23 protein-coding genes and 1 tRNA gene are annotated in these 23,137 nt (G+C 64.7%); 11 read left to right on the plus strand and 13 right to left on the minus strand.

Translation table 11 applies throughout. The features are described from left to right. Positions 1-35 precede the first annotated feature (35 nt). The 4 genes from ACO07I_RS23515 to ACO07I_RS23530 are packed head-to-tail and all read right to left on the minus strand — an operon-like array spanning position 36 to position 2,050. Positions 36-269: a hypothetical protein gene (locus ACO07I_RS23515; protein WP_422011683.1), complete on the minus strand. Its 234-nt coding sequence runs from the start codon at positions 267-269 to the stop codon at positions 36-38. A gap of 6 nt (positions 270-275) precedes the next feature. Then, positions 276-1,088 carry an MORN repeat-containing protein gene (locus ACO07I_RS23520; protein WP_422011685.1) on the minus strand — a complete coding sequence of 271 codons (813 nt, stop codon included), beginning with the start codon at positions 1,086-1,088 and terminating at the stop codon, positions 276-278. A gap of 12 nt (positions 1,089-1,100) precedes the next feature. Further along, positions 1,101-1,658, minus strand: coding sequence for an MgtC/SapB family protein (locus ACO07I_RS23525; protein WP_422011687.1), 558 nt, complete (start codon positions 1,656-1,658; stop codon positions 1,101-1,103). Positions 1,659-1,660: 2 nt separating this feature from the next. Further along, positions 1,661-2,050, minus strand: coding sequence for a PRC-barrel domain-containing protein (locus tag ACO07I_RS23530; protein ID WP_422011689.1), 390 nt, complete (start codon positions 2,048-2,050; stop codon positions 1,661-1,663). A gap of 506 nt (positions 2,051-2,556) precedes the next feature. Here ACO07I_RS23530 and ACO07I_RS23535 point away from each other — a divergent pair. Together ACO07I_RS23535 and ACO07I_RS23540 are read left to right on the plus strand one after the other, a co-directional pair. Further along, on the plus strand, positions 2,557-3,516 hold the full coding sequence (locus ACO07I_RS23535) for an OmpA family protein (protein WP_324504890.1): 960 nt from the start codon (positions 2,557-2,559) through the stop codon (positions 3,514-3,516). 194 nt (positions 3,517-3,710) lie between these two features. Continuing rightward, a complete protein-coding gene (locus tag ACO07I_RS23540; RefSeq protein ID WP_422011691.1) occupies positions 3,711-5,195 on the plus strand; it encodes a hypothetical protein in 1,485 nt (494 codons plus the stop codon). 51 nt (positions 5,196-5,246) lie between these two features. On the opposite strand, the gene ACO07I_RS23545 is transcribed toward ACO07I_RS23540, so the two are convergent. After that, complete coding sequence (locus ACO07I_RS23545) at positions 5,247-6,233, minus strand: DNA topoisomerase IB (protein ID WP_422011693.1); 987 nt, start codon at positions 6,231-6,233, stop codon at positions 5,247-5,249. Positions 6,234-6,367: 134 nt separating this feature from the next. Here ACO07I_RS23545 and ACO07I_RS23550 point away from each other — a divergent pair, with 134 nt between their 5' ends. Then, positions 6,368-7,465: an ROK family protein gene (locus ACO07I_RS23550; protein ID WP_422011695.1), complete on the plus strand. Its 1,098-nt coding sequence runs from the start codon at positions 6,368-6,370 to the stop codon at positions 7,463-7,465. A 6-nt stretch (positions 7,466-7,471) separates the two neighbouring features. Here the strand turns inward: ACO07I_RS23550 and ACO07I_RS23555 are convergent, their stop codons facing one another. After that, entirely contained in the window at positions 7,472-8,182 is a 711-nt protein-coding gene (locus ACO07I_RS23555; RefSeq protein ID WP_422011697.1) for a Crp/Fnr family transcriptional regulator, read from the minus strand. A 568-nt stretch (positions 8,183-8,750) separates the two neighbouring features. After that, positions 8,751-10,523 carry a flavin-containing monooxygenase gene (locus ACO07I_RS23560; RefSeq protein ID WP_422011699.1) on the minus strand — a complete coding sequence of 591 codons (1,773 nt, stop codon included), beginning with the start codon at positions 10,521-10,523 and terminating at the stop codon, positions 8,751-8,753. Between the two features lie 227 nt (positions 10,524-10,750). Between ACO07I_RS23560 and ACO07I_RS23565 the strand changes: the two genes are divergently transcribed. Beyond that, complete coding sequence (locus tag ACO07I_RS23565) at positions 10,751-11,284, plus strand: hypothetical protein (protein ID WP_422011701.1); 534 nt, start codon at positions 10,751-10,753, stop codon at positions 11,282-11,284. Between the two features lie 12 nt (positions 11,285-11,296). Here ACO07I_RS23565 and ACO07I_RS23570 read toward each other — a convergent pair whose 3' ends face one another. After that, positions 11,297-11,803, minus strand: coding sequence for a hypothetical protein (locus ACO07I_RS23570; protein WP_422011703.1), 507 nt, complete (start codon positions 11,801-11,803; stop codon positions 11,297-11,299). Between the two features lie 326 nt (positions 11,804-12,129). On the opposite strand from ACO07I_RS23570, the gene ACO07I_RS23575 reads away from it, so the two are divergent. Together ACO07I_RS23575 and ACO07I_RS23580 are read left to right on the plus strand one after the other, a co-directional pair. Then, positions 12,130-13,101: a TAXI family TRAP transporter solute-binding subunit gene (locus tag ACO07I_RS23575; protein WP_422011705.1), complete on the plus strand. Its 972-nt coding sequence runs from the start codon at positions 12,130-12,132 to the stop codon at positions 13,099-13,101. A 70-nt stretch (positions 13,102-13,171) separates the two neighbouring features. Further along, positions 13,172-15,172 (plus strand): TRAP transporter permease, encoded by a 2,001-nt coding sequence (locus ACO07I_RS23580; protein WP_422011707.1) that lies wholly within the window; start codon positions 13,172-13,174, stop codon positions 15,170-15,172. 12 nt (positions 15,173-15,184) lie between these two features. Here ACO07I_RS23580 and ACO07I_RS23585 read toward each other — a convergent pair whose 3' ends face one another. Both ACO07I_RS23585 and ACO07I_RS23590 read right to left on the minus strand, forming a co-directional pair. Continuing rightward, positions 15,185-16,138 (minus strand): HlyD family secretion protein, encoded by a 954-nt coding sequence (locus ACO07I_RS23585; RefSeq protein WP_422011709.1) that lies wholly within the window; start codon positions 16,136-16,138, stop codon positions 15,185-15,187. A 114-nt stretch (positions 16,139-16,252) separates the two neighbouring features. Next, a tRNA-Thr gene (locus tag ACO07I_RS23590) sits at positions 16,253-16,327 on the minus strand. Positions 16,328-16,457: 130 nt separating this feature from the next. Between ACO07I_RS23590 and ACO07I_RS23595 the strand changes: the two genes are divergently transcribed. After that, positions 16,458-17,561, plus strand: coding sequence for an amidohydrolase family protein (locus ACO07I_RS23595; protein WP_422011711.1), 1,104 nt, complete (start codon positions 16,458-16,460; stop codon positions 17,559-17,561). A gap of 127 nt (positions 17,562-17,688) precedes the next feature. Here the strand turns inward: ACO07I_RS23595 and ACO07I_RS23600 are convergent, their stop codons facing one another. Next, positions 17,689-17,862, minus strand: a complete 174-nt coding sequence (locus ACO07I_RS23600; RefSeq protein WP_422011713.1) for a hypothetical protein — start codon at positions 17,860-17,862, stop codon at positions 17,689-17,691. Between the two features lie 194 nt (positions 17,863-18,056). Here ACO07I_RS23600 and ACO07I_RS23605 point away from each other — a divergent pair, with 194 nt between their 5' ends. Next, entirely contained in the window at positions 18,057-18,692 is a 636-nt protein-coding gene (locus tag ACO07I_RS23605; RefSeq protein ID WP_422011715.1) for an OmpA family protein, read from the plus strand. Between the two features lie 52 nt (positions 18,693-18,744). Here the strand turns inward: ACO07I_RS23605 and ACO07I_RS23610 are convergent, their stop codons facing one another. Next, a complete protein-coding gene (locus ACO07I_RS23610; protein WP_422011717.1) occupies positions 18,745-19,137 on the minus strand; it encodes a hypothetical protein in 393 nt (130 codons plus the stop codon). 102 nt (positions 19,138-19,239) lie between these two features. Here ACO07I_RS23610 and ACO07I_RS23615 point away from each other — a divergent pair, with 102 nt between their 5' ends. From ACO07I_RS23615 to ACO07I_RS23625, 3 genes are all read left to right on the plus strand, one after another. Further along, positions 19,240-19,812 carry a helix-turn-helix domain-containing protein gene (locus ACO07I_RS23615; protein WP_422011719.1) on the plus strand — a complete coding sequence of 191 codons (573 nt, stop codon included), beginning with the start codon at positions 19,240-19,242 and terminating at the stop codon, positions 19,810-19,812. A 3-nt stretch (positions 19,813-19,815) separates the two neighbouring features. Further along, positions 19,816-20,652 (plus strand): hypothetical protein, encoded by an 837-nt coding sequence (locus tag ACO07I_RS23620; protein ID WP_422011721.1) that lies wholly within the window; start codon positions 19,816-19,818, stop codon positions 20,650-20,652. 92 nt (positions 20,653-20,744) lie between these two features. Next, on the plus strand, positions 20,745-21,047 hold the full coding sequence (locus ACO07I_RS23625) for a hypothetical protein (protein WP_422011723.1): 303 nt from the start codon (positions 20,745-20,747) through the stop codon (positions 21,045-21,047). Between the two features lie 53 nt (positions 21,048-21,100). Here the strand turns inward: ACO07I_RS23625 and rpoD are convergent, their stop codons facing one another. Continuing rightward, the gene (gene rpoD / locus ACO07I_RS23630) at positions 21,101-23,122 is read right to left on the minus strand and encodes an RNA polymerase sigma factor RpoD (RefSeq protein ID WP_422011725.1); all 2,022 of its coding nucleotides are present in this window, start codon (positions 23,120-23,122) and stop codon (positions 21,101-21,103) included. Positions 23,123-23,137: the final 15 nt, after the last annotated feature.

Below are 23,137 nucleotides of genomic sequence, written 5' to 3' on the forward strand. Positions count from 1 at the left end.
CGGCCAGTCGTTTGCACTTGGGAGGCGGCCCGTTGCTATTCGGCCCGGCCGCGGTCCAGCATCGCACGCCCGCGCTCCGTCAGTTCGACCCTGCGCTCGCCGATCTCGCCGCCGCACTGGAGCACCAGCCCTTCCGCACGGGCATCCTCCCACACCGGGAAACGCGGACAGGAGCTCGGCCAGGCGTCCAGGACGTCTTCGCGTCGACGCGGCCGGGCCGCCACCCATTCGAGGAACTGGAACATGATCAGGTCCGGGCTGGCTGACATGACACCCTACTGGAAGCCGCAGGACTGTGCCGTGGCGCCCACCGTCGCCCAGCGCCCGCCGTCGCGGAAGCAGCCGTTGTTCCATGGTCCGGTGAACACCTGGCCATCGGGACCGCCTGATTTGGTGCCCCAGCCGTTGGCCTGATCGTTGGCCCAGTCGCCCTCGTAGCGCGACCCGTTTGCCCATACCCGCACACCGCGGCCCTGCATCTTGCCGTTCACGAATTCGCCCTCGTAGCGGCCACCGTCGGCATAGAAAAGCGTGCCCCGGCCCGTGCGCTGATTGTCGCGGAAGTCGCCTATATAGCGGTTGCCGTTGGTCCAGACGTACATGCCATGCCCCATCGGGCGGCCCTCCCGGAAGTCAGCGATCAGCCGGGCCCCGCTGGGAAAGACATAGGTTCCCTTGCCGTCGCGTTCGCCGGCCTTGAACGAGCCCTCGTACCGGGCCTTGTCGGCATAGGTGAGTCTTCCCTCGCCCTCGTACAGGCCATCCTTCATCTCGCCCTCGTAGCGATCCGTGGGGACGCCCTTGCGGTACCATTGCAGGACACCCTTGCCCTGCGCCAGATCGTATTCGCAGGCGCCCGACCAGCTGATGCCGATATCGGGTTCGGCGTTCATCATCACGACGCCACACCCCGTCTTGGGATCCTTCACCTCGTCGCTGGCGACTGGTGGTTGGCCCGGCGTGGGTGCGGTTGGCAGGGGACGTGTCGCACCCGGTCCCATGTCCGGGACCGGCCGCGACGTCTGCGCCGCGGCGGGCCAAACGACCATACCGACGACGAGCGCAACGAGAGAAAGAGGGCGCCTCATGGGGCCCTCAGATTAGCACTCCGGTTTGGTATCGTCTTTCTCATCGCCTTTTTCGTCGCCCTTGGACCCGGCTGCGCGCTGCTTCTTCTTGTTCGCGACAAGCCCCAGCTTCCGCTCGAACGTGTGGAGGAGACTCATGACGATCAGGATGAGGAAGGTGCCAAGTCCGGCGATCTGCCACAGTCCAAAACCGGAGGAGAGGCCGACAGCACCCGCCATCCACATGCCGGCGCCCGTCGTCAGCCCTTGGACTTCACCACGTGTGAAAAGAATGGATCCGGCGACCAGGAATGCGACTCCGGCCGTGACGGCCTCTACGGCGCGAAGGGGGTCGCTCGCCGTCTGCCGGCCGGCGAAGGCCGTGGAATGAGCGATTTCGACCGTGAGGATGCCGAATGTCGCCGCGGCCACACAGATCAGGATGTGGGTGCGAAGGCCCGCCGGTCTCGCCTGCCATTCGCGCTCGAAACCGATGAGCGCGCCGAGCAGCGCGGCGAACAGGAGCCGCGCTGCAATAACCGGAAAGGGCAGAAACGTGGGGTGCGCGATCTCTTCAGCGAGCGCGCCCATCGTTAGGAAGCGTACTTGAACTCGGGCAGTGCCTTGAGGGAGTCCTTCGTCGCGCCCGGCAGGACGATCTTCTTGCCGTCGGTCCTCATCTGTTCGTAGGGAAGGGCGACCAGCTTGTCGCCGAGGCCAAGAAAGCCGCCGACGGAAAGCACGACGAACGGGGCCTTGCCGTCGGGTCCGACAATGATCTCATCGACCTTACCCACGGTGTCGCCGGCGTCGTTGACGACCGAGGAGCCGATAACCTTGCTGGCGCGATAGCCGGTCGAGACCTTGACGACATCGACCTTGGTGAGCTGGATGGTCTGCGGCGCGCCCTGGGCGGTGACGAGGCTGGGGGCGGCGAGTGCGACGGCAGCGGCGAGAGCGGCCGGGACGAGGGGAAGACGCATTCTGGAACTCCATTGAGAGAGACGATCCTCCAACGGGCAATGTTCGCTTGCGTTCCGGCCGCGCGATCAGCGGTAACCGCCTCGACCAGGACCATTTCGCCATTCGAAATATTGCAGGCTCAATGGTCGCTCGGGGAGGGGCGTCGGACAGATGAGCCGGGACCCCATAAGAACCAAAAGTGAGCGATCAGGACGAACTTCATTCGATGCTTCGGCTCTCCGGGTGTGACGTGGCGCTCGCGGCGCTGAGGTCCGTTGAGATAGCGGTCCCTCTGTTATTTTCTAACTTATTGATTTATCTCAATAATTTCAGATGCCGCTGAAAGTCCGGGCGGTCCGCTCGTTGTAGTGTGGCTGAGGCGCCACAGTCGCGGCAACAATGAGTTGGGAACGCCTTACTTTGTGGCGCGGCCCGTCACAGGTCGAGTACATTAGCCCCGCTGTCGTGACGAATTTTCGCTCCACCCCGTTCGGTGGCGGGGCTGTGCAAGTAAGGGAGATATCTGATGAAGAAGGCTCTTCTGGCGGCCGCCGCCATTGTAGCGCTGCCGGTGGCTGCGCAGGCGCAGGCCCCGCAGCCGGGTCTGTACATTGGTGCCGAGGGCGGCATCAACTGGCTGACGAACTTCACGGCGAACACGAACATCCCGGCGTTCCCGACGGTGAACGTGACCCCGCAGCTGGGCTGGATGGCCGGTGGCGTGATCGGCTACGACTTCGTTGGTCCGCGCGTTGAGTTGGAAGGCATCTATCGCTGGAACCCGACGAATGTCGGCGTGCCGAACACGGCCGTCAACAACCAGGTCGGCCAGCTGGGCATCATGGCGAACCTGCTGTACGACTTCATGCCGGGTTCGGTGATCACCCCGTACATCGGCGCTGGCGCCGGTCTGGGTCTGGTCGACGGCAACTCGTCGCTGTCGAGCACGGTTTTCGCCTATCAGGGCATCATCGGTCTCGGCTGGAACGCCGACACGAACTTCCGCGTGAACCTGGACGGCCGTTACTACGGCACGACGAACCCGCAGGTTAACGGCGTGGGTTGGACGAACAACAACTTCAGCATCATGCTGGGCCTGCAGCTGAAGTTCGGCTCGACGCCGGCCGCTCCGCCGCCGCCGCCGCCGGTCGTTGCGCCGCCGTCGTTCATGGTGTTCTTCGACTGGGATCGCTCGAACCTGTCGGCTCAGGCTCTGAACACGATCAAGCAGGCTGCCGGCGCCTACAAGACCAAGGGTAACGCCCGCATCACGGCGACCGGCCACACCGACACGTCGGGCGCGCCGGCCTACAACATGGCGCTGTCGCTGCGTCGCGCCAACGCCGTCAAGGACGCCCTGGTTCGCGAAGGCGTGCCGGCGACCGCGATCGCGGTGGTTGGCCGTGGCGAGCAGGGCCTGCTGGTGCAGACCGGCCCGAACGTCCGCGAGCCGCAGAACCGCCGCGTCGAAATCGTCATCCAGTAAACTGGACGACCCTAAACGAGGAAAAGGCGGCCCAATGGGCCGCCTTTTTCTTTGTCGACCCCTCTGCGGCAACGGGGACGGTTTCACCAGTGGCGACGGGGCGACGCACTCTTTAGTGGCTAGGCTGGCAAGCCAACAGGTTTTGCTTTCAATGTGCGTAGTAACTGGAAGATCAGGTAGACCGACCGACCGTCATGGCCTCGACGCTCAGTAGCCCCCCTAGCACTGCTCCGCGCCTCGACTACTCGATGCTGCGGCGGGCTGCGTTCGGCTTCGGCCTTCTGTTCCTGCTGGTTTCCCCGGCCTCGCCGGATCCGTTGGCGCTCGGCGCCGGAGCCTTCACGCCCTGGGTCATACTTCGGCTGGTGAGCACGCCGACGATGCCTCTGGCCATCGTCTACTACCTGCTCTCTCAATGGCTGCAGGTGTTCGCGCGCGCCTTCCTTTCGCTCGTCGACGGCGAGCCGATGGCACAGAGTATATTCGGCCCCTGGGTCGTGAATGCCTACTGGTACATGCTGGCGTCCACGGTGACGTTGGCCGTTGCCTGCAGGATCGTCCTGGGAAGCATCGCACCTCCCACCTCCCAGAACTTCTCGGCGCATCTGTCCTGGCGCCCGATCGACATATTCCTGGTCTACCTCGGGGCGAATGTGGTCGCCCAGTTGGCGGGACTCACGCTTGGCGGTGGACTGTTCCAGTTCTTCGAATCGATCGCGCGGTTCAAGATCGTTGCGGCCTTCCTCCTCTTTACCTCCGTCCTGCAGACGGGACGCGGGTGGGGCTTCCTGTCCGCGATCTTCGTCGTGGAAATCGGTTCGGGAATGACAGGTTTGCTCGGCGACTTCCGGGGCGTTTTCGTCTTCCTCGGTACGGCAGCGCTTGCGGCGCAGATGCGGTGGACGCTCCGGACGAGCGCCTGTGCACTTCTTGCAGGCTTTGCCCTGGTGGTGCTCGCGTTGTTCTGGACATCGGTCAAGACGGAGTATCGCGAATACGCCACCGGCGGTTCGGAATCGCAGGCCCTCCAGCTCTCTTTGTCCGACCGGGCCGAATACATGCTGGGGCGGGTGGCCAGAATCGGCGATATCGACTGGGGCTTGACCTCCAAGGCACTGTTGGAGCGGCTGGCATATGTCGACATCACGGGCCTGGTCATCAACGTCGACCTGGCGGATTCAGAGCCGTCCTCCATGCGGCAGTGGCGGGACGCCTTCAGTCACGTCCTGCGCCCGCGCTTTCTATTTCCCGACAAGGAAGCCCTGTCGGACACCGAGGTCTATATCCGTCTGACAAAAGCCGACCTCCTCGAGAACATGCGGGGCGGCACGTCGATCAGTGTCGGCTACATGGCCGAGAATTACGTCGACCTGGGATTTCCGGGAATGCTGGTCGGGGTTTTTGTGGTCGGCCTGCTCGTTTCCGGGGTCATCCGCTTCTTCTTTTCGTTCGACGTGCCCTGGATGGTCCGGCAGGGGTCGGCCCTCGCCTATGTCTATGCAATCTGCGCCAGCGGTCTTGAAGTTTCCCTCCCGAAGATTCTCGGCAGCTCCGTCACGTTTGCGGTGGCCTATGGGCTGATCCTGAAATTCGCCTTTCCCATCGGGCAGAGATGGCTCGATCGTCGCGCCCGCGACGGCTCGTTGGCCGCCCAACGGCGAACCCGGGGATTCTCCTGACGCGGTGGCGGCGGCTCCAACTAGAGCCTCCAAGCGGAATTTTCGCGACCCTCAGCGATGCCGAGCGACGACCCGGACAAGGGCTTGCGCCGTTCCCTTAAGGCTCCGTCCGGGTGCGGCAGGCAGGCCGCCCTTTTCGAACGCCGCGATGACGGACTCGTGGACGTAGCTCTTGCGGCAGACGGTGGGTGTGTTGGCAAGCTGTTCAGCCGCCGCCGCAATGGCGTCGCGTACCAGCGCGCGGCGGGCGCGCTCGGTCTCGGCTGGAGGCGCGGCGGCGAGGGCCCGCATGACCCCGGCCGAGGCCGCGAGGGTGCGGAAATCCTTGAGGGATATCCGCACGCCAGAGACATCTCGAAGAAAGGCATTCACCTCGGAGGCTCTCACGAGATGCAGCGCGCCATCGGTACCTCGATATTGGAAAAGGCGCCGGCCGGGCAGTGCGAACAGGCCCCGGCAGGTGGTCGCGAGAATCCGGTCGCGGACCTCGCGCGTGACCATCTTGGCGCCCTTTCCGCGAAAGTGCAGGCGGACGAACTCTCCATCGATTTGCACGTTCGACTTCAGGAGAGTGGTCGCGCCCCGCGTGCCGCGCTCGCGGGCATACGCATCGGTCCCGGCCCGTAGCGCGGTCTTAGACACGAGATAAACAACGGCGGCGGAGACATGGCGGACATCGGCGTTGTCCGAGCGCAGCCAGCGCCGAACGGCGCGACTGATGACGGGAAGGGATTTGCCGAGGTTTGCCAGCTTCCGCGCCTTGAGACTCTCGCGCACCTGCAGCCAGTCGGGATGATATCGATACTGCAGACGACCGGCAGCGTCTTCGCCGACTGCCTGGAGGTGCAGGGACGGGTCCGCCGCATAGCGCACGTTCGTGTATGCGGGAGGCATCGCGAGGGATTTGAGGCGGGCGACGGTGGCTACGTCCTTGATCGTTCCGCCGTCGGCGCCGACGAAGCGAAATCCCCTACCGCTGCGTTGGCGACGAAGGAGAAGCATCTCGGGGGACCCCTGGGTCAGGCCGTACTGGCGCATGAGGCGTGCCGTCGACGAATTTTGTGGCATGGGCGGCAAACGGCTCGATCCGCCGATCGTTGCAGCAACCGCGACGTGGTCGTTCCCGTTTCATCAGGACTGCATTGGCAGTTTATGGGGCGGAGGAGAGACAGGTGGACGGTAGCGGCGTACCCGACGTGCCGAACTGCGCGATCGAAGAAGACTCCCGTGGTCCTGCCTCTGCGAACGGGCATGGCCTGAGGATCCTCTCTCGCGTGATCGTTGACACGTACAATGAGGAGCTTCGCGACGAAGAGGGATTCGTCGGCGACCGAGCCTCCGGCCGGGCCTTCAGTGCAATCCTCGACGACTGGCGTGAGCGGCTCGCATCGACCCTGGATGAGGACCCGTTCGGCGACACACCAACGGGCAGCATTTCAAAGACCACTCTCGACAAGCTCTTGACCGGCAACGACACGGTTGCCGCAGGCCTTGTTCATACCGCCGTCGAGGAGTTTGCCCATGAACTGGGCACTGTTGTTCGGCGCTTCCTTCGGCTCGAGGGCTGGTGCGGTACCGAGCGGATCGTCATCGGAGGAGGACTGAGTTCGAGCCAGATCGGACAGCTGGCGATGGGACGCGCCCAGATTTTGCTGGCGGGCGAGGGTACGACACTGGAACTGTTCCCGATCAGCAGTCATCCCGACGAAGCCGGGCTGATCGGCGCGGTGGAACTCGCCCCCGATCCGGTGGTTGCCGAGCATGACACGATCGTGGCCGCCGACATCGGCGGCACGAACCTCAGGGTAGGCATCGTCCGAATTGGGAGAAGCGGTGGTGTCTCAAAAGGCGCCGTTTGGAAGATGGAGCATTGGTGTCATCGCGACGACGACCCCACGCGGGATCAGGCCGTGCGCCGCCTCGTCGAAATGACGACCAAGCTGGTGGAACGCGCCGTCGCCGCGAACCTCGACCTGGCGCCCTTCATGGGGATCGGCTGTCCCGGACTGATCGATGAGCAGGGCGCGATCCTCAATGGTGGACAGAATCTGCCCGGCAACTGGCAGGAGGACGGCTTCAACCTGGTTGCCGCGCTGTCTGACTCCCTGCCGCGCGTGGGCGGACGGAAGCCCCTCGTCGCTCTCCACAATGACGCGGTCGTTCAGGGACTGAGCGAGGTTGGGGGAATGACCGACGTCGAGCGGTGGGGTGTGCTCACGATCGGAACGGGGCTGGGCAATGCGCGTTTCACGAACCGATCGGCGAAGTGACCTTCGTCACTCGATCTCACCGATGATGCGCAGGGTTTTTTCCCGTAGCGCGCCGACACACTCACAGGCACCCCGTTCGAGCCCCGCCCGATCAATGATGGTGATCTTGCCCCGCTGATACCTGATCAGGCCGGCTTGCTGGAGGCCATAGGCGATCAGGCTCACGGTGGGACGCCGGACCGCAAGCATCTGCGCGAGAAAATCATGCGTGAGGCGAATCACGTCATCGTCGATCCGATCCCGTACCTGCACGATCCAGCGACACAACCGGCGGTCGGCCGTGTGTAGGGCGTTGCAGGCCGCCGTCTGCTGCATCTGCGCCAGCATGAGCTCGCTGCTCAACAAGGCCATCTTGCGCAGGACAGGGCTCTGCCCGATGGCCGTCCGGAAGTCCGCCACCGTCATACGCCACGCCGCCGCATCGATCTGCACGATCGCCCGCGTACCCGCGGTGTGGTTTCCGAGCGACGATAGCGACCCGAGAATGGCCTCCCGTCCCAACGTGGCAGTCTCGATCTCGGCGCCGTCCTGCATCATCGCGACCAGCGAAATCATGCCGCTTTCAATGAAGTAGACGTGCTCGATGCGTTGCTCGGGTTCTTGAAGGATCGTGCCCTGCGGCATGCGATGGTAGGCCAGATGGGGTCTGAGCCGGTTCTGCTCGGCGGCGGGAAGGGCAGACAGGAAAAGGTTCTTCGGCTCGAACACAGATGCCACTTCAGTTTCCTCGTTCGCCGGGACACCGCGGTGACTCTCACGAGCAGCCTTTTGGTCGGGCTTTGGAAGTTCCCGACTGTATGCACGGGCCTCTTCGCCGGTCTGTTCCGTAACGAACGAAGAAGCGGAAGCAGGTCGTGTGGACATTGAATTACCTGTTCAAAAAGGGAGCGCCCGACCATGTGGCATCCGGCGCCCGAGCCGATCGCGCTTCACGGCCGGCTCGCTGTCGGAACGGCCGCTCGGTTCGTCCTCGGTAACGGCAGCTTCTGCATGCCGCCTGCCCAAGGGAGTGAGGCGCGGACCGGTCGGCCCGTCGTGGAGAAGGCCCAGCAGTTCAAGCCGAAGGCGGTGGGAGGACGGAAGCGTTACGGTTTGGCCGACGGACAGCGCCCTGAGAAGACGCTGCTCCTCTGCGCTGATCCGCACTTGCGCGGTCGGCATGACTCACGGCTCCTTGATCCGGGTTGGAGGGGAGCCGGCCCTCTAGGCACCGGCTGCACATGCAACGGGTGCCCCCGGAGGGGGTTCCGCCCGGGAAGTGTCCGCCGGTGGCGCCTGCGGGAGGTCAGTCCCGGTGGATTTCGGCGGCCAATATCTGAAGCGCGAGATACTTGGAGTAGATGCGGCATTGGGCGAACGAGCCGCCCTGGAACCACAGGCCCGGCTGTGCCGTGGGAATCCACATGTTGCGCAACTCCTGGGTGCGTTCGTCGAAACCCCAGATGGCGCCGACCTTGCGCGCGATTTCCGTCCCGAAGAGCTGTTCGACCAGGTGATCCTGGCCCTTGTAACCGGTGGCGAGCACGATCAAATCGGCAGCGCGATCGCTGCCGTCCTTCATCGTGAACCCGGTTGCGGTGAAGTCGGCGATGTCGTCGTACTGGATCAATCCGATCTCGCCCTTGGCGACCAGGTCAGAGGCGCCAACGTTGAAATAGTAACCGCCGCCGCGGCTGCGGTACTTGAGCGGCCAGCCGGTACCGTCTTCGCCGAACTCCAGCCGGAAGCCGACGCGCTCGAGCGCGTCGAGCAGGGGCGCATCGTGGGCCCGGGCCTGATCGGTAAGGATGCGGTGGGCCTTCTTCATCACCCGCAGGGGCATCGACGCATTGACGAGGTCGCGGTCTTCGAGTGTCGGGCCCTTGCCGTAGTAGATGCCGTCATAGAGCTGGGCGCCGGGTTCGACGTTGACGATCAGTGTCGGGCTGCGCTGGACGAGGGTGACATGAGCGCCGTTGCCATGCAGGTCCTGGGCGATGTCATGCGCGCTGGTGCCGGTGCCGAAAACATAAACCGGGCGACCCTTCCAGTCCGCGCCGCTGGCAAACCTGCTCGAATGGACGACCGTGCCCTCGAAGCGCTCGAGGCTCGGTATCTCGGGGATGTTCGGCGTCCCGCTCACGCTGGTCGCCATCACGATGTGCCGCGGATGCAGCGTGCGGTGAACGCCACCCGCCACATCCATGTCGAGTTCGACCGTCCAGCGCCTTTCGCCCGCATCCCAAGTCGCGCCCGTGAAGCTGGTACCCGTCCAGAAGTCGATTTCCATCGTCTCGACATAGGATTCGAGCCAGTTGGCGATCTTGTCCTTGGGTATGTATTTCGGCCACGTCTTGGGGAAAGGGAGGTAGGGGAAGTGGTTGGAATGCTTCTGATTGTGAAGCTTCAGCCCGTGGTAGCGCTTGCGCCAGTTGTCGCCGATGCGGGCCATCCGGTCGACGATCAGGGCATCGACGCCCAGCGCCTTGAGGCGTGCGGCGGCCGTGATGCCGGCATGGCCTCCGCCCACGATCAGCACTGTCGGATCGCGGTCGGCGTAGCGTGAGGATTCCTGCCGGCGATCCAGCCAGTTGGGCCCATGGAAGTCTCGATCGAAAGCCGGCTCCTCGGCGTGGGCCAAGACCGTCTCTTCGTCGTGGCCGTGCAGCGACTCGAGGGACGTCAGCAGCGTCCAAGCCATCGCCTCGCCGGCGCGACAGTCGGCGCGCTTCAGGCGCACGACGCCTGCACCGGTGCCGACCGCGGTCGTGAACGTGAGGATAGACTCGACGCACGCTTCCCCGGCGCGCTCGACGTCGCGCGGCGGGCTGCGCTCCGTGTCTATGGCGAAATTTCGGGCGCCGGCGGCAGCGACCGCCTCGACCAGTCGTCCGGTGATGGCGGCGCGATCACTGACGGTTTCGATCGAGCCCGTCAGCGCGACGATGTCACGCCAGTCTGCATCCGGTCGGAACAGGGCGGCCAGTCGACTCAGGTCGCGCGCTTCGAGGGCTGCGTTCAGGTCGGAAAGCCAGTCCTGGACGAGGGGCTGTGGGTCACGCTGCAGTTCGATATCCATGCGCCGAGCTTGTCGAATGCAGGGCGATTGCACAACGGCCACGGGCAGTTTCGCTGGAACGGGTCGAGGACGTGCGGCGTTGTCAGTCCGAAGATGGCTTTCAGCCTTTGGGCCATCCTTCTCCCCCAAGGACCTGATGCCCCGTTTCCGCAAGGAAGCGGGGCTTTTTTGCGCATTCCGATCGATCGTGGGACACTCTCGCGAGCTCTGGGGAGAGCGGGGGAAGAATGAGGCTATCGGCGGTCGTGCGGGGCATCTGCCTCGCGCTGGCGGGTTGGGTGATCGTCGCGGGTAGCGCACCTTCGGCCCGGGCACAGCAGTGGACCGAGATCACGGAAGGGGGTTTCAGGGTCGAAATGCCCGGACCGCCCGAGCGCTCCGTGCAGGAACTGACGGTCAACGGGACCGGGGAAGTGGTCGAGCAGATCGAGCTGACGGTCACCCTGGGCGCAACCGAGTATTTCTGTTCGCGCACGACTTTCCGAAGCATGCCGCCAAACCTCACGCCGGCCCAGATGCTGCTCAACGGGCGTGACGGCCGGCCAGGACATCTGCTTGCCGATCGGTCGCTCAACGTTTCGGGGGCTGCGGCTCGGGAGTATGTCCACGAGGAGGACGGCTGGATCCTTGCGACCCGCGCAATCTATGCCGCCGACACGCTGTACCAGCTCATCGTGGTGGGCCGGACGGGCGTACAGACCGCCCCGGCCACTCGACGCTTCTTCGAGTCCTTCGGCCTGGTGCCCCGCCCGCCTGCCTGAGCGACGGGTTCTTCAGGCGCTCACTCGATCGCTACGATACAGGCGAAGGGTGAGCAAGAGCGCGCGGCCGAGCATGGCCCCACCGCAGAACATGGCGACGAGGGCGGCTCCCAGACGAGGCGTCTCCAGATCCGTGCTGCCAATGAATGCCCCGACGCACTCCACGGCTGCGGCGCCGCCGACGACGATCGCCACTGCGACCAGCATGAGCTTCGACTTGTGCGTCAGGTTGACCTGCGGCCGGTACATGTCGTGCCGGATGCCGATCCTCATGCCGCGCACGGTCCCGAGCACGAACCCGCCACCGAGCGCCGCTGCGAACAACCAGGGAGCCGGTGGTCGGCTTTCGCCGAGCTGGAGAAGGGAGAGGACGGCCCCGACGAAAAGCGCGAACAACGCCGGCGCGAACAGCCGCCAGGTCGAAATGTAGCGTCGCCGTACCTCGCGAACGGAGAGGTGGATACAAGCACCCGCCGCAGCGACAAGAAGCAGATGGACCGAGTTCAGATTGTGAATCACACGCCAAGCCTACACGAAGAGTGTGTCGTCACGCTGCCGGTGCGTGAATGCCGACAGCTCGAACTTAGCCCCGGATATGGGCCTTATGTGGGCGAGCCCGTCGATGGGCACTTGAGGCCATCGGGTGGCCTCGGCCCATTCGGAAAACCACAGAATATCCGGGTGGTATATTCCGAGAAGATGGACAACCCGGTCATCGATCGGTTCCGTCCGGCGAAGCCGCGTTCCGAAAGCGCGTTGGATTGCGCGTGTTGCCTGACACAGGAAGTCGTGGTTTGTTCCGCGCGAGTTCGGGGAGTGGAAACGAACCAATAGGGAGCTTCATCATGAAACGTCGTCAATTCATTGCCGCCGGGTCGGCCGCCAGCGCTTTCGGAATGGCTGGCCTGTCTCTGCCGGCCGCCGCGCAAACCCAGTTCTCGATCGCCACGGGCACCACGGGTGCGGTCTACTATCCGCTCGGCGGCGCGATGGCGAACATCCTGAGCAAGAAGGTCCCGGGCTGGGCGGTCACTGCCGAGGCGACGGCGGGCTCGGTCGCCAACATGCACATGATCCGCGACGGCAAGGCGCAGATGGCGCTGACCCAGTGCGATACGGCCTATGACGCCATCAAGGGCCTCGACAAATTCAAGGACAAGCCCGTCGAATCGCGCACGCTGGCGGTCGTCTATCCCAATCTGGTGCATTTCGTGACGATGGAAGGCACTGGCATCAACAAGCTTTCGGACATCAAGGGTAAGCGCATCTCGACCAGCGCGCCGGTGAGCGGATCCGAGGTGATGGCGCTGCGCATCATCGAAGAGCTCGGCCTGAAGCTCAGCGACATCAAGCGCGAGCGCCTGTCGCCGGCCGAGAGCACCAATGCCATGAAGGACGGCAAGCTCGACGGTTACTTCTTCAACGGCGGTCCTCCGGTGGCGGCGATCACCGATCTGGCGGCGACCCAGGGCGTCAAGATCAAGCTGATCTCGACGGCCGAACTGGTGCCGGCGCTGAACAAGAAATACGGTCCCGTCTTCGCCGCCAGCCAGATTCCGGCCAAGGCCTATCCGAACCAGGATGCGGCGGTGCCGGTGATCGCAATCTGGAACATCCTGGTCGTGCCGGCCTCGATGAGCGACGATCAGGCCTACACCATCACCAAGACCCTGTGGGAAAACCACGGCGACCTCGTCGCCACCCACAAGGCGTCGACCGACATGACGGCCGAGAACCAGAAGACCGCGAATTCGTCGGTGCCATTCCATCCGGGTGCGCTGAAGTACTTCGCCGAGAAGGGCATCAAGCTGTCCTAGGGACAGCGGTACGGGCGGGGCCCTCCGGCAAGAGAGGGCCCCGTTTCCATTTTTGGGGATGGGAAGAACGATGACGGTCCAGGCCGAACTGCTGAGCGACGAGGAAAAGCGCAAGATCGAGGAGCTCGTCGAGCAGGAAGAAGGCGGCATCCACAAGTTCGTGGGCTGGTGGGGCAAGGTCCTCACCTTCATCGCCTTCACCATGACCATCTTCCATCTCTATGCCGCGGCATCGACGGTCGACACGCAGTCGCTGCGCGAGATCCATGTCGCCTACGCGCTCTCCCTGGTTTTCCTGCTGTTTCCGGCGGTGAAGAGCTGGCGCAACCGGGTCGCGCCATGGGACATCGTGGCGGCCGGCCTCGTGATCGTTTGCATCTGGTACATGATGACGGGCGGCAGCTGGACGAGCTTTGCCGATTCCGATGACTTCCTCGATCGCTATGTCTCGCCGACCCAGACCGATCTGGTGATCGGCGGGATACTGATCCTGCTGGTGCTGGAATCGACCCGCCGGGCAACCGGGTGGATCATGCCGATCCTGTCGGCAACGTTCCTGGCCTACGCGATGTGGGGCAACTACCTGCCGGCGCCGTGGACGCACAAGGGCTACCCGCTGTCCGACCTGATCGCCGAAGAATACATGACCCTGAACGGCATCTTCGGGTCGGCCATCGACGTCTCCGCCACCCTGATCATCCTGTTCACGATCTTCGGCGCCATCCTGCAGGCTTCCGGGGCAGGCCGGTTCTTCATCGACTTCTCGCTGCGCGCCATGAAGGGCCAGCCCAATGCGGCCGGTCGCGCGGTCGTGCTGTCGTCGTTCCTGCTGGGCGGCCCGTCGGGTTCCGGCGTCGCCACCACCGTGACGATCGGCACCGTCGCCTGGCCGATCATGAAGGAGGCGGGCTACGGCAAGTCGGCGGCCGGCGGCCTGCTGGCCGCGGGCGGCCTCGGCGCCATCCTGTCGCCGCCGGTGCTGGGGGCCGCGGCCTTCCTGATCGCCGAGTATCTGAAGATGTCCTACCTGGACATCGTGCGGATGGCCCTCATCCCGACCTGCCTCTACTACTTCGGCCTGCTGATGATGACCGAGATCGATTCGCGCAAGTATGGCCTGCGCGCCGTCGATCCGTCGGTCGATCTCACGATGAAGCAGCTGATGACGCGGTACGGCTTCCACTTCACGTCGCTGATCTCTGTCGTCGTGCTGATGGTGTGGGGCTTCTCCGCCACCTATGCCGTGTTCTGGTCGATCCTGCTGGCCATCATGGTGAGCTACTTGCGCGCCGACACGGCGCTCTGGCCGGACAGGCTATTCCGGGCTCTGGCGGACGGCTCGATCCAGGCGTTGGGCGTTGCCGCGACCTGCGCCTGCGCCGGCCTCATCGTCGGCGTCATCACCAAGACCGGCCTGGCGCTGAAGTTCTCGTCGATCGTCATCGACCTGGCCGGCGGCTCGGTCTTCTGGACGGCGATGTACACGGCGCTGATCGTCTGGGTGGTCGGCCTCGCCGTGCCCGTGACGGCGTCCTACATCATGTGCGCGGTCATCGCGGCGCCTGCTCTGATCAAGCTCGGCATCCCGGACTACGCCGCGCACATGTTCATCTTTTACTACGCCGTGCTCTCCGAAGTGTCGCCGCCGACCGCGCTTGCGCCCTTCGCTGCTGCCACGATCACGCGGGCCGATCCCTATGTGACCACGCTGCAGAGCTGGAAATATGCCCTGCCGGCCTTCCTCGTGCCCTTCATCTTCGTGCTCGACCCGATCGGAACCGGCCTGCTGCTCGAGACACCCAAGAACATGAGCTGGCTGTGGATTCCCTGGGTCACGCTGGGTGCTGCGGGCGGCATCGTCGCGCTGGCGGTCGCGGCGCAAGGCCATCTGTGGCGGCCCCTCGGTATCGGCACGCGCGTCGTCTGCGGTGTGGCCGGGATCGCGCTCACCTTCCCGGGCATCATTGATGATTGGGTGGGAGGCATGGTTGCCGCCCGGGTCATCGGGCTGGCCATTCTCGTGGCCGTGCTGCTCTACGAGTACAGGAGCCCGCGGCCCCAAGCGGCCTGACGGGCGCTCGGCCTACTGGAAGACCACCCGGGCTTCCCGGCCCAGCATCTGCGGAATGCTCTGCGGATCGTCGGGCCGGATCTCGACCTCGAGGAGGCGAGCGTTGGATTCGCCGAGGTCGGCCTCCGACCTCTTGGTGCGCTTCACCGTCAGCGGTGTCCGGATGATGGTGCCCATGTGCACGGTCCGGCTGCCCTGGAGGGTGAACTCGACCTTGCCGCCCGGCTTCAGGGTCGGGAGATGAATCTCATCGACATCGGCAAAGATGCGGATCTGGCTGAGGTCGACGATCTTGGCGATACCCCGGAACGAGATGCGCTCTCCCTGCCGCGTGTAGATGTCCACGACGACCCCGTCGAGCGGCGAACGGACCATTGCGAGCTCGCGCTCGATCTTGGCTCCGTCGAGCTTGGCTTCGTAGATGGCGATGTCGGCTTCGATCTGACCGAGATCGGCCTTCAGGACCTCCTTCTGGAACCTGAGCTTGGCCTCCTCGCGCTCCAGCATCTGCTGCGAGAGGGTGGACTGGAGCTGTTTCTGGTCGGGCGGCGCGCTGGAGCGAGACAGTTCGAGGTCCTTGAGCCGGCTCTCGTCCGACGCCGACTTCACCGATACCTCCTGAAGCGCGATCTCGGCCGTCCTGTAGCCTGAGATCATCGTCTCCCGCTTGCGGCGCGCCTTGGCAATCTCAGCCTCGATCCGGCGAACCTCGACGTCTGCCGTGGCGTAATTGTTCAGGACCGCGATGACCTCGCCGCGCTTGACGGTCTGGCCGTTCTTGATCCGCAGTTCGGTCAGCACGGAGCCGCCGACCGGGTCGCCCGCGATCACGGCCGTGCCCACGGGCGCGTCGGTGTAACCCCGCGAGATCAAGGGGCCGTTCACCTCCGACCTGTTCTGCGCGCTGCCCACCTGCAGTTCGGGCAGGCCAAAGACCCCGGCCGCGGCGATCAAGACGATCGCCACCGCGCCGAGTAGGACTCCGACCCATGCAAATTTACCGCTTTGCGCCATCGCGGACCGCTTTCACCATCCACCCGAGATGGGCCTCTCACTCCCTGTACGTCAAGGAGGAAGCGCTGGTGCTGCCGGACAGGATTGAACTGTCGACCTCCCCCTTACCAAGGGGGTGCTCTACCACTGAGCTACGGCAGCGCGCGGCGCGGGTATGCCACACGCTTTGAAGCGGTTCAACCGCTGCCGCCGGCTGGAACCGCCCCCGTTCCGCGACTTGCCGACTCTTTCCCCCTCTGCCTAGGCTGTCGCAAAGAAAACGGAGGAACGAATGGACTGGCGCCCGATTTCTGCAGATTCCCACATCACGGAGCCGCCCGGCTGCTACCGCGACCATATCGACCCGGCTTTTCGCGAACGGGCGCCGCACGTCGTGTGCCATGACAGCATGGGGGACATTTATCTTGTCGATGGCATGAAGACGCCGGTTCCGATGGGCCTGATCGCCGCGGCCGGTGTCGCCCCGGAGAACATCCGGATCGGCGGCGCCCGGTTCGAGGACCTGCACCGCGGCGGCTGGGACCCGTCAAGCCGTCTCCAGGATCAGGATAAGGACGGCGTGGCGGCAGAAATCATCTATCCGACCGTCGGCATGCTGATCTGCAACCATCCCGATTTCGATTTTAAGAAAGCCTGCTTCGACGCCTACAACCGCTGGCTCCAGACCTATTGCTCACATGCACCGGATCGCCTGGTCGGCATCGGGCAGACGGCCATGCGCTCGGTGAAAGAAGGCATCGAGGATCTCCAGCGCATCAAGGCGATGGGCTTCCGTGGCGTGATGATGCCCGGCAACCCGGCTGAAAAGGATTACGACGATCCGATCTACGATCCGTTCTGGGAGGCAGCCGTCGCGCTCGAACTGCCCTTGTCTTGGCATATTCTCACGACGTCTGGGGATAACTCCCTCTCAAGACCCCGCGGCCCGAAGATCAACGGCTTCCTGTCCATTATCCGGGGCTGTCAGGACATCATGGGCATGCTGGTGTTCGGCGGCGTCTTCCAGAGGCATCCGAAGTTGCGTGTCGTCTGTGTGGAGGCAGATGCGGGCTGGGCGCCGCATTTCATGTATCGGATGGATCATGCCTACAAACGCCACCGCTACTGGATGAAGGGGCAGGAGCTCGAGCGTCTGCCCTCCGAGTATTTCCGCGATCACATAACGATGACGTTTCAGGATGACTGGACAGCCTTCCAGTTCGCCGACCAGCTCGGCCCCCGACAGCTGATGTGGGCGAACGACTTCCCGCATAGCGATTCGACCTGGCCCTGGAGCCAGGATGTCATCGACAAGCAGACCGGACATCTGGAGCCCGGCCTGCGCAAACGTATCCTGAGGGACAATGTGGCCGAACTGTACGGGCTCGCGGCTTAGCGAGTCGTATAGACGGTCGTCTGGGCCGGAACCGGCTTCTCAACCACCCGCTCGCTCCGGATGGAGCATCCGGCCGCCAGGAGACAGGCGGCCGCCAGAAGTGCGACTTTGATCACGGGGAAGCGCCTTATCGAGTGGTGTAGACGGTCGTCGTCTGCGCCGGGGCCGGCGTCGTATCGTAGACGACGGTCCGCTCCGACGTGCGCGCAGGCACCGGCTTCTCGACCACACGCTCAGTGTAAGACGCACAGCCTGCGACGAACAAACAGGCGGCGAGGGTGATGATCGCGACTTGCTTCACGGGGTGCTCCTTGTTGGCATCGTGCGCGAACAACGGCGCCGAACCCCGGTGGTTGCGGGACGCGTGCACCATCACAGGTAGTCTCAATGGAATCGTTTGAAACGGCACTCTGTGTGCAATTTTTGGGATTGCCTGCACGAGGGCTGATCGAGCAATATAGCGCCGGCTAAAATGGCCATAGGGGAGAGGGGCTTATGCTCAAGAAGTTGTTTGTTCTGCTTGCCGCCACGTTCATGATCGCCGCCTGCGACGAACCGGCGCCGGCCACTGCGCCGCCGCCGCCGCCGCCGCCGGCGCCTCAGAGCTTCATGGTCTTCTTCGATTGGGACAGCGCCAAGCTGAACCCGCAGGCCACGAACGTCGTCGGTCAGGCTGCCGCTGCCTACAAGACCAAGGGCAATGCGCGCATCACGGCGACCGGCCATACCGATACGTCGGGCACCGAGGCCTACAACATGGCGCTGTCGCTGCGCCGGGCCAACGCGGTCAAGGACGCGCTCGTCCAGCAGGGCGTGCCCGCCACCGCGATCGCGGTCGTCGGCCGTGGCGAACAGGGCCTGCTCGTGCAGACCGGCCCGAACGTTCGCGAGCCGCAGAACCGCCGTGTCGAAATCGTCATGGCGCAGACGATGGCTGCGGCTCCGATGGATGACGCCGCCTACTGCAAGGCGTTGGCCGCGAAGTGGCGTTCGCTTGACCGCAGGGATTCTGTGGCCAGTGAAGTTCCGGCGGCAGTCGCCAAGTGCGAGGCCGGTGACTATGCGGCCGGCATCCCGGTTCTGGTCAAGGCTCTGACGGACGCGAAGGTTCCGCTGCCGCCGCGCACCTGAGACCTGACACCGACAACGGAAAAGGCGGCCCTCGTGGCCGCCTTTTTTGTTTCTACTTTCTTGTGGAGGGCCGTGCGGGCAAGCGCGCCCACTGGCGGGGCTGGAGTTCGTGATACTCGATCCACGGCCCTGTCTCGGCAAAGCCGGGGTCCAGCGCTCCGACATCGCTCACCCAATAGCCCAAGGAGCGCCGGTTCGGATCGAATTTCCAGGCACCGACAACGATCTCGTCGGCGACATGCCCTTCGAGGCCCGGGCAGAAGAGCAGGAGGGGGCCTTCGTCCTTCGGCGCCGTCTCGATCGGCCCCCAGGTCGCCGGCCGCAGGGACTCGATCTCCGCTGCCGCCCGCCAGCGCACGTCGCGCGCAAGGACACCCGTGTCGTCTCCGGTCGGCCCGTGTTGCTCCCGGCACTCGGCCCGCAATTCATCGACGATGTCTTTCATCTCATTCCCCCGCTCGCAGTCGCATCATGTTTTAGCGCACCCCGAGCTTCCTTGATGTGACCTCCAATATAATGGATAGTTTATCCATTAGAGGAGGGCGTGATGGAGGCGGGCATCAACGAACGGATCGCGGCCCGTGTGCGTGACCTGAGGGACAAGCATGGCCTGTCTCTCGAGGCGCTGGCGGAGGCGAGCGGGGTCAGCCGCTCCATGATCTCCCTGATCGAGCGGGCTGAAAGCAATCCGACTGCCGTGCTTCTCGAAAAGCTGGCGACCGGCCTCGGCGTCTCCCTGGCAACGCTCTTCGAAATGCCAGCCGCGCCGCCGGCTCCAGTGTCCCGCCGGGCGGATCAGATCGAATGGCGAGACCCCGGATCTGGGTACCTGCGTCGCAACGTCTCGCCGGACGGCTTCCCGTCTCCCATCCAGATCGTCGAGGTGATTTTCCCGGCGGGCGCGCGCGTGGGCTATGAGACGGCGGCTCGGCCGGGCGTGACCCATCAGCAGGTCTGGGTCCTCGAGGGCAGGATCCAGATGACGCTGGGCGAGGAGCGCTATGAGTTGTGTGCCGGCGATTGCCTGGCGATGGTGCTCGACCGGCCGATCACCTACCACAACTCAACGCAGAGCCCGGCGCGCTACTGCGTGGTCATCGTCGCGCCGCGGCCCGCCTGAACGATGGATCTCACAGACGTTTCGCTCGCCCTGCTGAGCGCCATCCTCCATGCGGGCTGGAATGCCGCCGTGAAGGCGAGCCGCAATCCGGCGCAGGTGATGACGGCCCAAATGGTACTGGGCGCACTGCTCGTCGTTCCGGCGCTCTTCTTCTCCGGCCTTCCCAATCTCGCGTCCTTCGGCTGGATCGCGGCCTCGACCGTGATGAACGTCCTCACCGTATCGGCCCTGCTGCGGGCCTATGAGCTCGGAGGTTTCGGCCTCGTCTATCCGGTGGTTCGCTCCCTGGCCGTACTCCTGGTGGTGCCGCTGGCCACCCTCGCGACGGGTGAACGGCTGGCGACGGCGGGGCTGCTGGGCATTCTGGTCATCTCGCTGGCTCTCGTCGTCCTCGCCTGGGACGCGGCGCGCGGCAAGGGGATCACGAGGGCGGCCATGGGGTGGACCGTGGCGGCGGGTGTCGGCACGGCGGCCTATATCATGTGCGACGCGCAGGGCGTACGGCTCTCGGGGTCGCCCTGGGCCTATGGGTTCGTCGTCTCGATCACCAATGCCGCGGCCATGGCGTGGCGGCAGCGCCGCTCGGGGCCGCCCTGGGCGCAGGTGACGTCCCATTGGGTTCTCGCCCTGCCGATCGCGGTCGCCGCCATGGCATCGTACCTGCTCATACTCTGGGTTTGGAGCCATGCGCCGATCGCCCCGGCCGCGGCGCTGCGGGACACCAGCGCCATCTTTGCCGTCCTCATCGCCGTGTTCTGGCTGAAGGAGCCCTTCACGCGGATGCGCATCGCCGCCGTCCTGCTGGCCGCGGCGGCGATCCCCTTGCTGCGGTTCGGCTGATCTTCCGGGAGGGGCGGGCTTGTGCGGCGGGGACTCCGGTGACAGCATCGAGCCCGATCACAGCGTCCCCGTTGTCGGCCGAGGAGACTCCCATGGAAGTCGATGGTCTTGTCACGGCGTTGGAGCGGATCGAACATGCGACCCGCGATTTCGTGCATCCGGGACACAAGGGGGAATCGCCGGCGGCACTGCTGGACGTGCTCCAGGAGTGCGGGCGCGCCCTCGGCCATCCCTATGCGATCGATCCGGGACTGGACGATGCCCGCTATGAAGCGTCGCGCCACTGCGCGGCCGTTCAGGAGAATCTCCTGGCCGTTCTGGAAGAGGTTCGCCAGCTCAACATGACGGTGAGCGGCCTGCTGCCGTCCCTGGTGCGGATCGCCGATCGCGAATGACATGAAAAAGCCGGGGACGCGCCCCGGCTTTCGATCTCGGATCTCGGTCTTTCTCAGCCCTCGTCGAGGAAGCTGCGCAGCATGCGCGAGCGGCTCGGGTGCTTGAGCTTGCGGAGCGCCTTGGCCTCGATCTGGCGGATACGTTCGCGGGTGACCGAGAACTGCTGGCCGACCTCCTCGAGCGTGTGGTCGGTGTTCATGCCGATGCCGAAGCGCATGCGCAGCACGCGCTCCTCGCGCGGCGTGAGCGTCGCCAGGACCCGCGTCGTGCTCTCGCGCAGATTGCCCTGGATCGCCGCCTCGAGCGGGATGACGGCGTTCTTGTCCTCGATGAAGTCTCCGAGGTGGCTGTCCTCCTCGTCGCCGATCGGGGTCTCGAGGCTGATCGGCTCCTTGGCGATCTTCAGGACCTTGCGCACCTTCTCGAGCGGCATGCCGAGCTTCTCGGCCAGCTCCTCGGGCTGCGGCTCGCGGCCGATCTCGTGCAGCATCTGCCGGCTGGTACGCACCAGCTTGTTGATGGTCTCGATCATGTGCACCGGGATACGGATGGTGCGCGCCTGGTCGGCGATCGAGCGCGTGATGGCCTGTCGGATCCACCAGGTGGCGTAGGTCGAGAACTTGTAGCCGCGGCGGTACTCGAACTTGTCGACCGCCTTCATCAGGCCGATGTTGCCTTCCTGGATGAGGTCCAGGAACTGCAGGCCGCGGTTCGTGTACTTCTTGGCGATCGAGATCACGAGGCGCAGGTTGGCCTCGATCATTTCCTTCTTCGCCCGCATCATCTCGCGCTCGCCGTCCTGGACGGTCTTGCACATGCGGCGGAACTCGAAGATCGGCGCGCCGCAGTGATCGGAGATGTCCTTGATCTCCGCCCGGATCTTCTCGATCTCAGGCCCGCGCTTCTTGGCGAAATCCTTCCAGCCCCGGCCCGACAGCTTGCCGACCTTCTCGAGCCAGTTGGGATCGATTTCGTGCGTGAAGTAATTGTCGAGGAAGTCCTGCCGCGAGATGCGGAAGCTCTCCGCCGTGCGCAGCAGCTTGCCCTCGAGGGTCATCAGCTTGCGGTTGAGGTCGTAGAGCGAGAGCTTGAGCTGCTCGATGCGGGCGGCATTGATGTGCACCGTCCGCACCAGTTCGACGATCTTCTTGCGGTGCTTCTCGTAGCTCTTCTCGAACTCCGCGCTGGGCTTCTGGCCGCGGGCGAGAGTCGACAGGCGCCGGTTCTGCACCTTCGACATCTCGATATAGACTTTGTAGATCTTGGTGAGGGTGCGCAGAACCTCGGGCTTGAGCTTTTCCTCGAGCGCCGACAGGGAGAGCGCGTTCTCGTCGTCCTCCTCAGCCCCTTCCGCTGCAGGCGCTTCGCCGCCCGCTTCACCGTTCATCCCAGGACCGGCCGGCCGCACCAGTTTCGGCAGAGACGCCGGACGCGGCATCGGCGGCGCGGCGGGAGTGGGAGGGGCGGCGTTCACGCCCTTGCCTTCGCCGGGGGCGCCGCCGCCCTGGGTCGCCTCGAGGTCGATCACGTCGCGCAGCAGAATGCGGCCTTCGTTGATCGCGTCGCGCCAATGCAGCAGCGCCGTGATCGTCATCGGGCTTTCGCAGATGCCGCCGATCATCTTGTCCTGGCCGGCCTCGATGCGCTTGGCGATCTCGATCTCGCCCTCGCGGCTCAGCAGCTCGACGCTGCCCATCTCGCGCAGGTACATGCGGACCGGATCGTCCGTACGACCCAGCTCCTCGTCCTCGCCCGTGGCCTCGGCCGCGACCACCGCCGTCTTGGCGGGTTCGGCCGCCGTGGCGGAGGCCGTGTCCTCCGGCTCCTCGGCCTCGACGACATTCACCCCAGCCTCGGACAGCATCGCCATCGTGTCCTCGATCTGCTCTGAGGACACTTCGTCGGGCGGCAGGGCCGCGTTCAACTCGTCATAGGTGACGTAGCCGCGTTCCTTGCCCTTCTGGACGAGCTTCTTCAGCTCGGCGCCGAGCGAGTCGAGCAGGGGGGCGTCAGGACCCTCCTCCCGGGCATCGGCGGCTTCGGGTTGCGCTACGGTCGCGGTTTTGGTCGCCATTTACTCAAATCCTTG

It is taken from the genome of Reyranella sp., assembly GCF_965227665.1.
Lineage (GTDB): Bacteria > Pseudomonadota > Alphaproteobacteria > Reyranellales > Reyranellaceae > Reyranella.

Bases quoted from the DNA above. Each gene is read 5' to 3' on its own strand.
- ACO07I_RS23515 (WP_422011683.1), bottom strand. From the start codon at position 269: ATGTCAGCCAGCCCGGACCTGATCATGTTCCAGTTCCTCGAATGGGTG.
- ACO07I_RS23520 (WP_422011685.1), bottom strand. From the start codon at position 1,088: ATGAGGCGCCCTCTTTCTCTCGTTGCGCTCGTCGTCGGTATGGTCGTT.
- ACO07I_RS23525 (WP_422011687.1), bottom strand. From the start codon at position 1,658: ATGGGCGCGCTCGCTGAAGAGATCGCGCACCCCACGTTTCTGCCCTTT.
- ACO07I_RS23530 (WP_422011689.1), bottom strand. From the start codon at position 2,050: ATGCGTCTTCCCCTCGTCCCGGCCGCTCTCGCCGCTGCCGTCGCACTC.
- ACO07I_RS23535 (WP_324504890.1), top strand. From the start codon at position 2,557: ATGAAGAAGGCTCTTCTGGCGGCCGCCGCCATTGTAGCGCTGCCGGTG.
- ACO07I_RS23540 (WP_422011691.1), top strand. From the start codon at position 3,711: ATGGCCTCGACGCTCAGTAGCCCCCCTAGCACTGCTCCGCGCCTCGAC.
- ACO07I_RS23545 (WP_422011693.1), bottom strand. From the start codon at position 6,233: ATGCGCCAGTACGGCCTGACCCAGGGGTCCCCCGAGATGCTTCTCCTT.
- ACO07I_RS23560 (WP_422011699.1), bottom strand. From the start codon at position 10,523: ATGGATATCGAACTGCAGCGTGACCCACAGCCCCTCGTCCAGGACTGG.
- ACO07I_RS23565 (WP_422011701.1), top strand. From the start codon at position 10,751: ATGAGGCTATCGGCGGTCGTGCGGGGCATCTGCCTCGCGCTGGCGGGT.
- ACO07I_RS23575 (WP_422011705.1), top strand. From the start codon at position 12,130: ATGAAACGTCGTCAATTCATTGCCGCCGGGTCGGCCGCCAGCGCTTTC.
- ACO07I_RS23580 (WP_422011707.1), top strand. From the start codon at position 13,172: ATGACGGTCCAGGCCGAACTGCTGAGCGACGAGGAAAAGCGCAAGATC.
- ACO07I_RS23595 (WP_422011711.1), top strand. From the start codon at position 16,458: ATGGACTGGCGCCCGATTTCTGCAGATTCCCACATCACGGAGCCGCCC.
- ACO07I_RS23605 (WP_422011715.1), top strand. From the start codon at position 18,057: ATGCTCAAGAAGTTGTTTGTTCTGCTTGCCGCCACGTTCATGATCGCC.
- ACO07I_RS23610 (WP_422011717.1), bottom strand. From the start codon at position 19,137: ATGAAAGACATCGTCGATGAATTGCGGGCCGAGTGCCGGGAGCAACAC.
- ACO07I_RS23615 (WP_422011719.1), top strand. From the start codon at position 19,240: ATGGAGGCGGGCATCAACGAACGGATCGCGGCCCGTGTGCGTGACCTG.
- ACO07I_RS23620 (WP_422011721.1), top strand. From the start codon at position 19,816: ATGGATCTCACAGACGTTTCGCTCGCCCTGCTGAGCGCCATCCTCCAT.
- ACO07I_RS23625 (WP_422011723.1), top strand. From the start codon at position 20,745: ATGGAAGTCGATGGTCTTGTCACGGCGTTGGAGCGGATCGAACATGCG.
- rpoD (WP_422011725.1), bottom strand. From the start codon at position 23,122: ATGGCGACCAAAACCGCGACCGTAGCGCAACCCGAAGCCGCCGATGCC.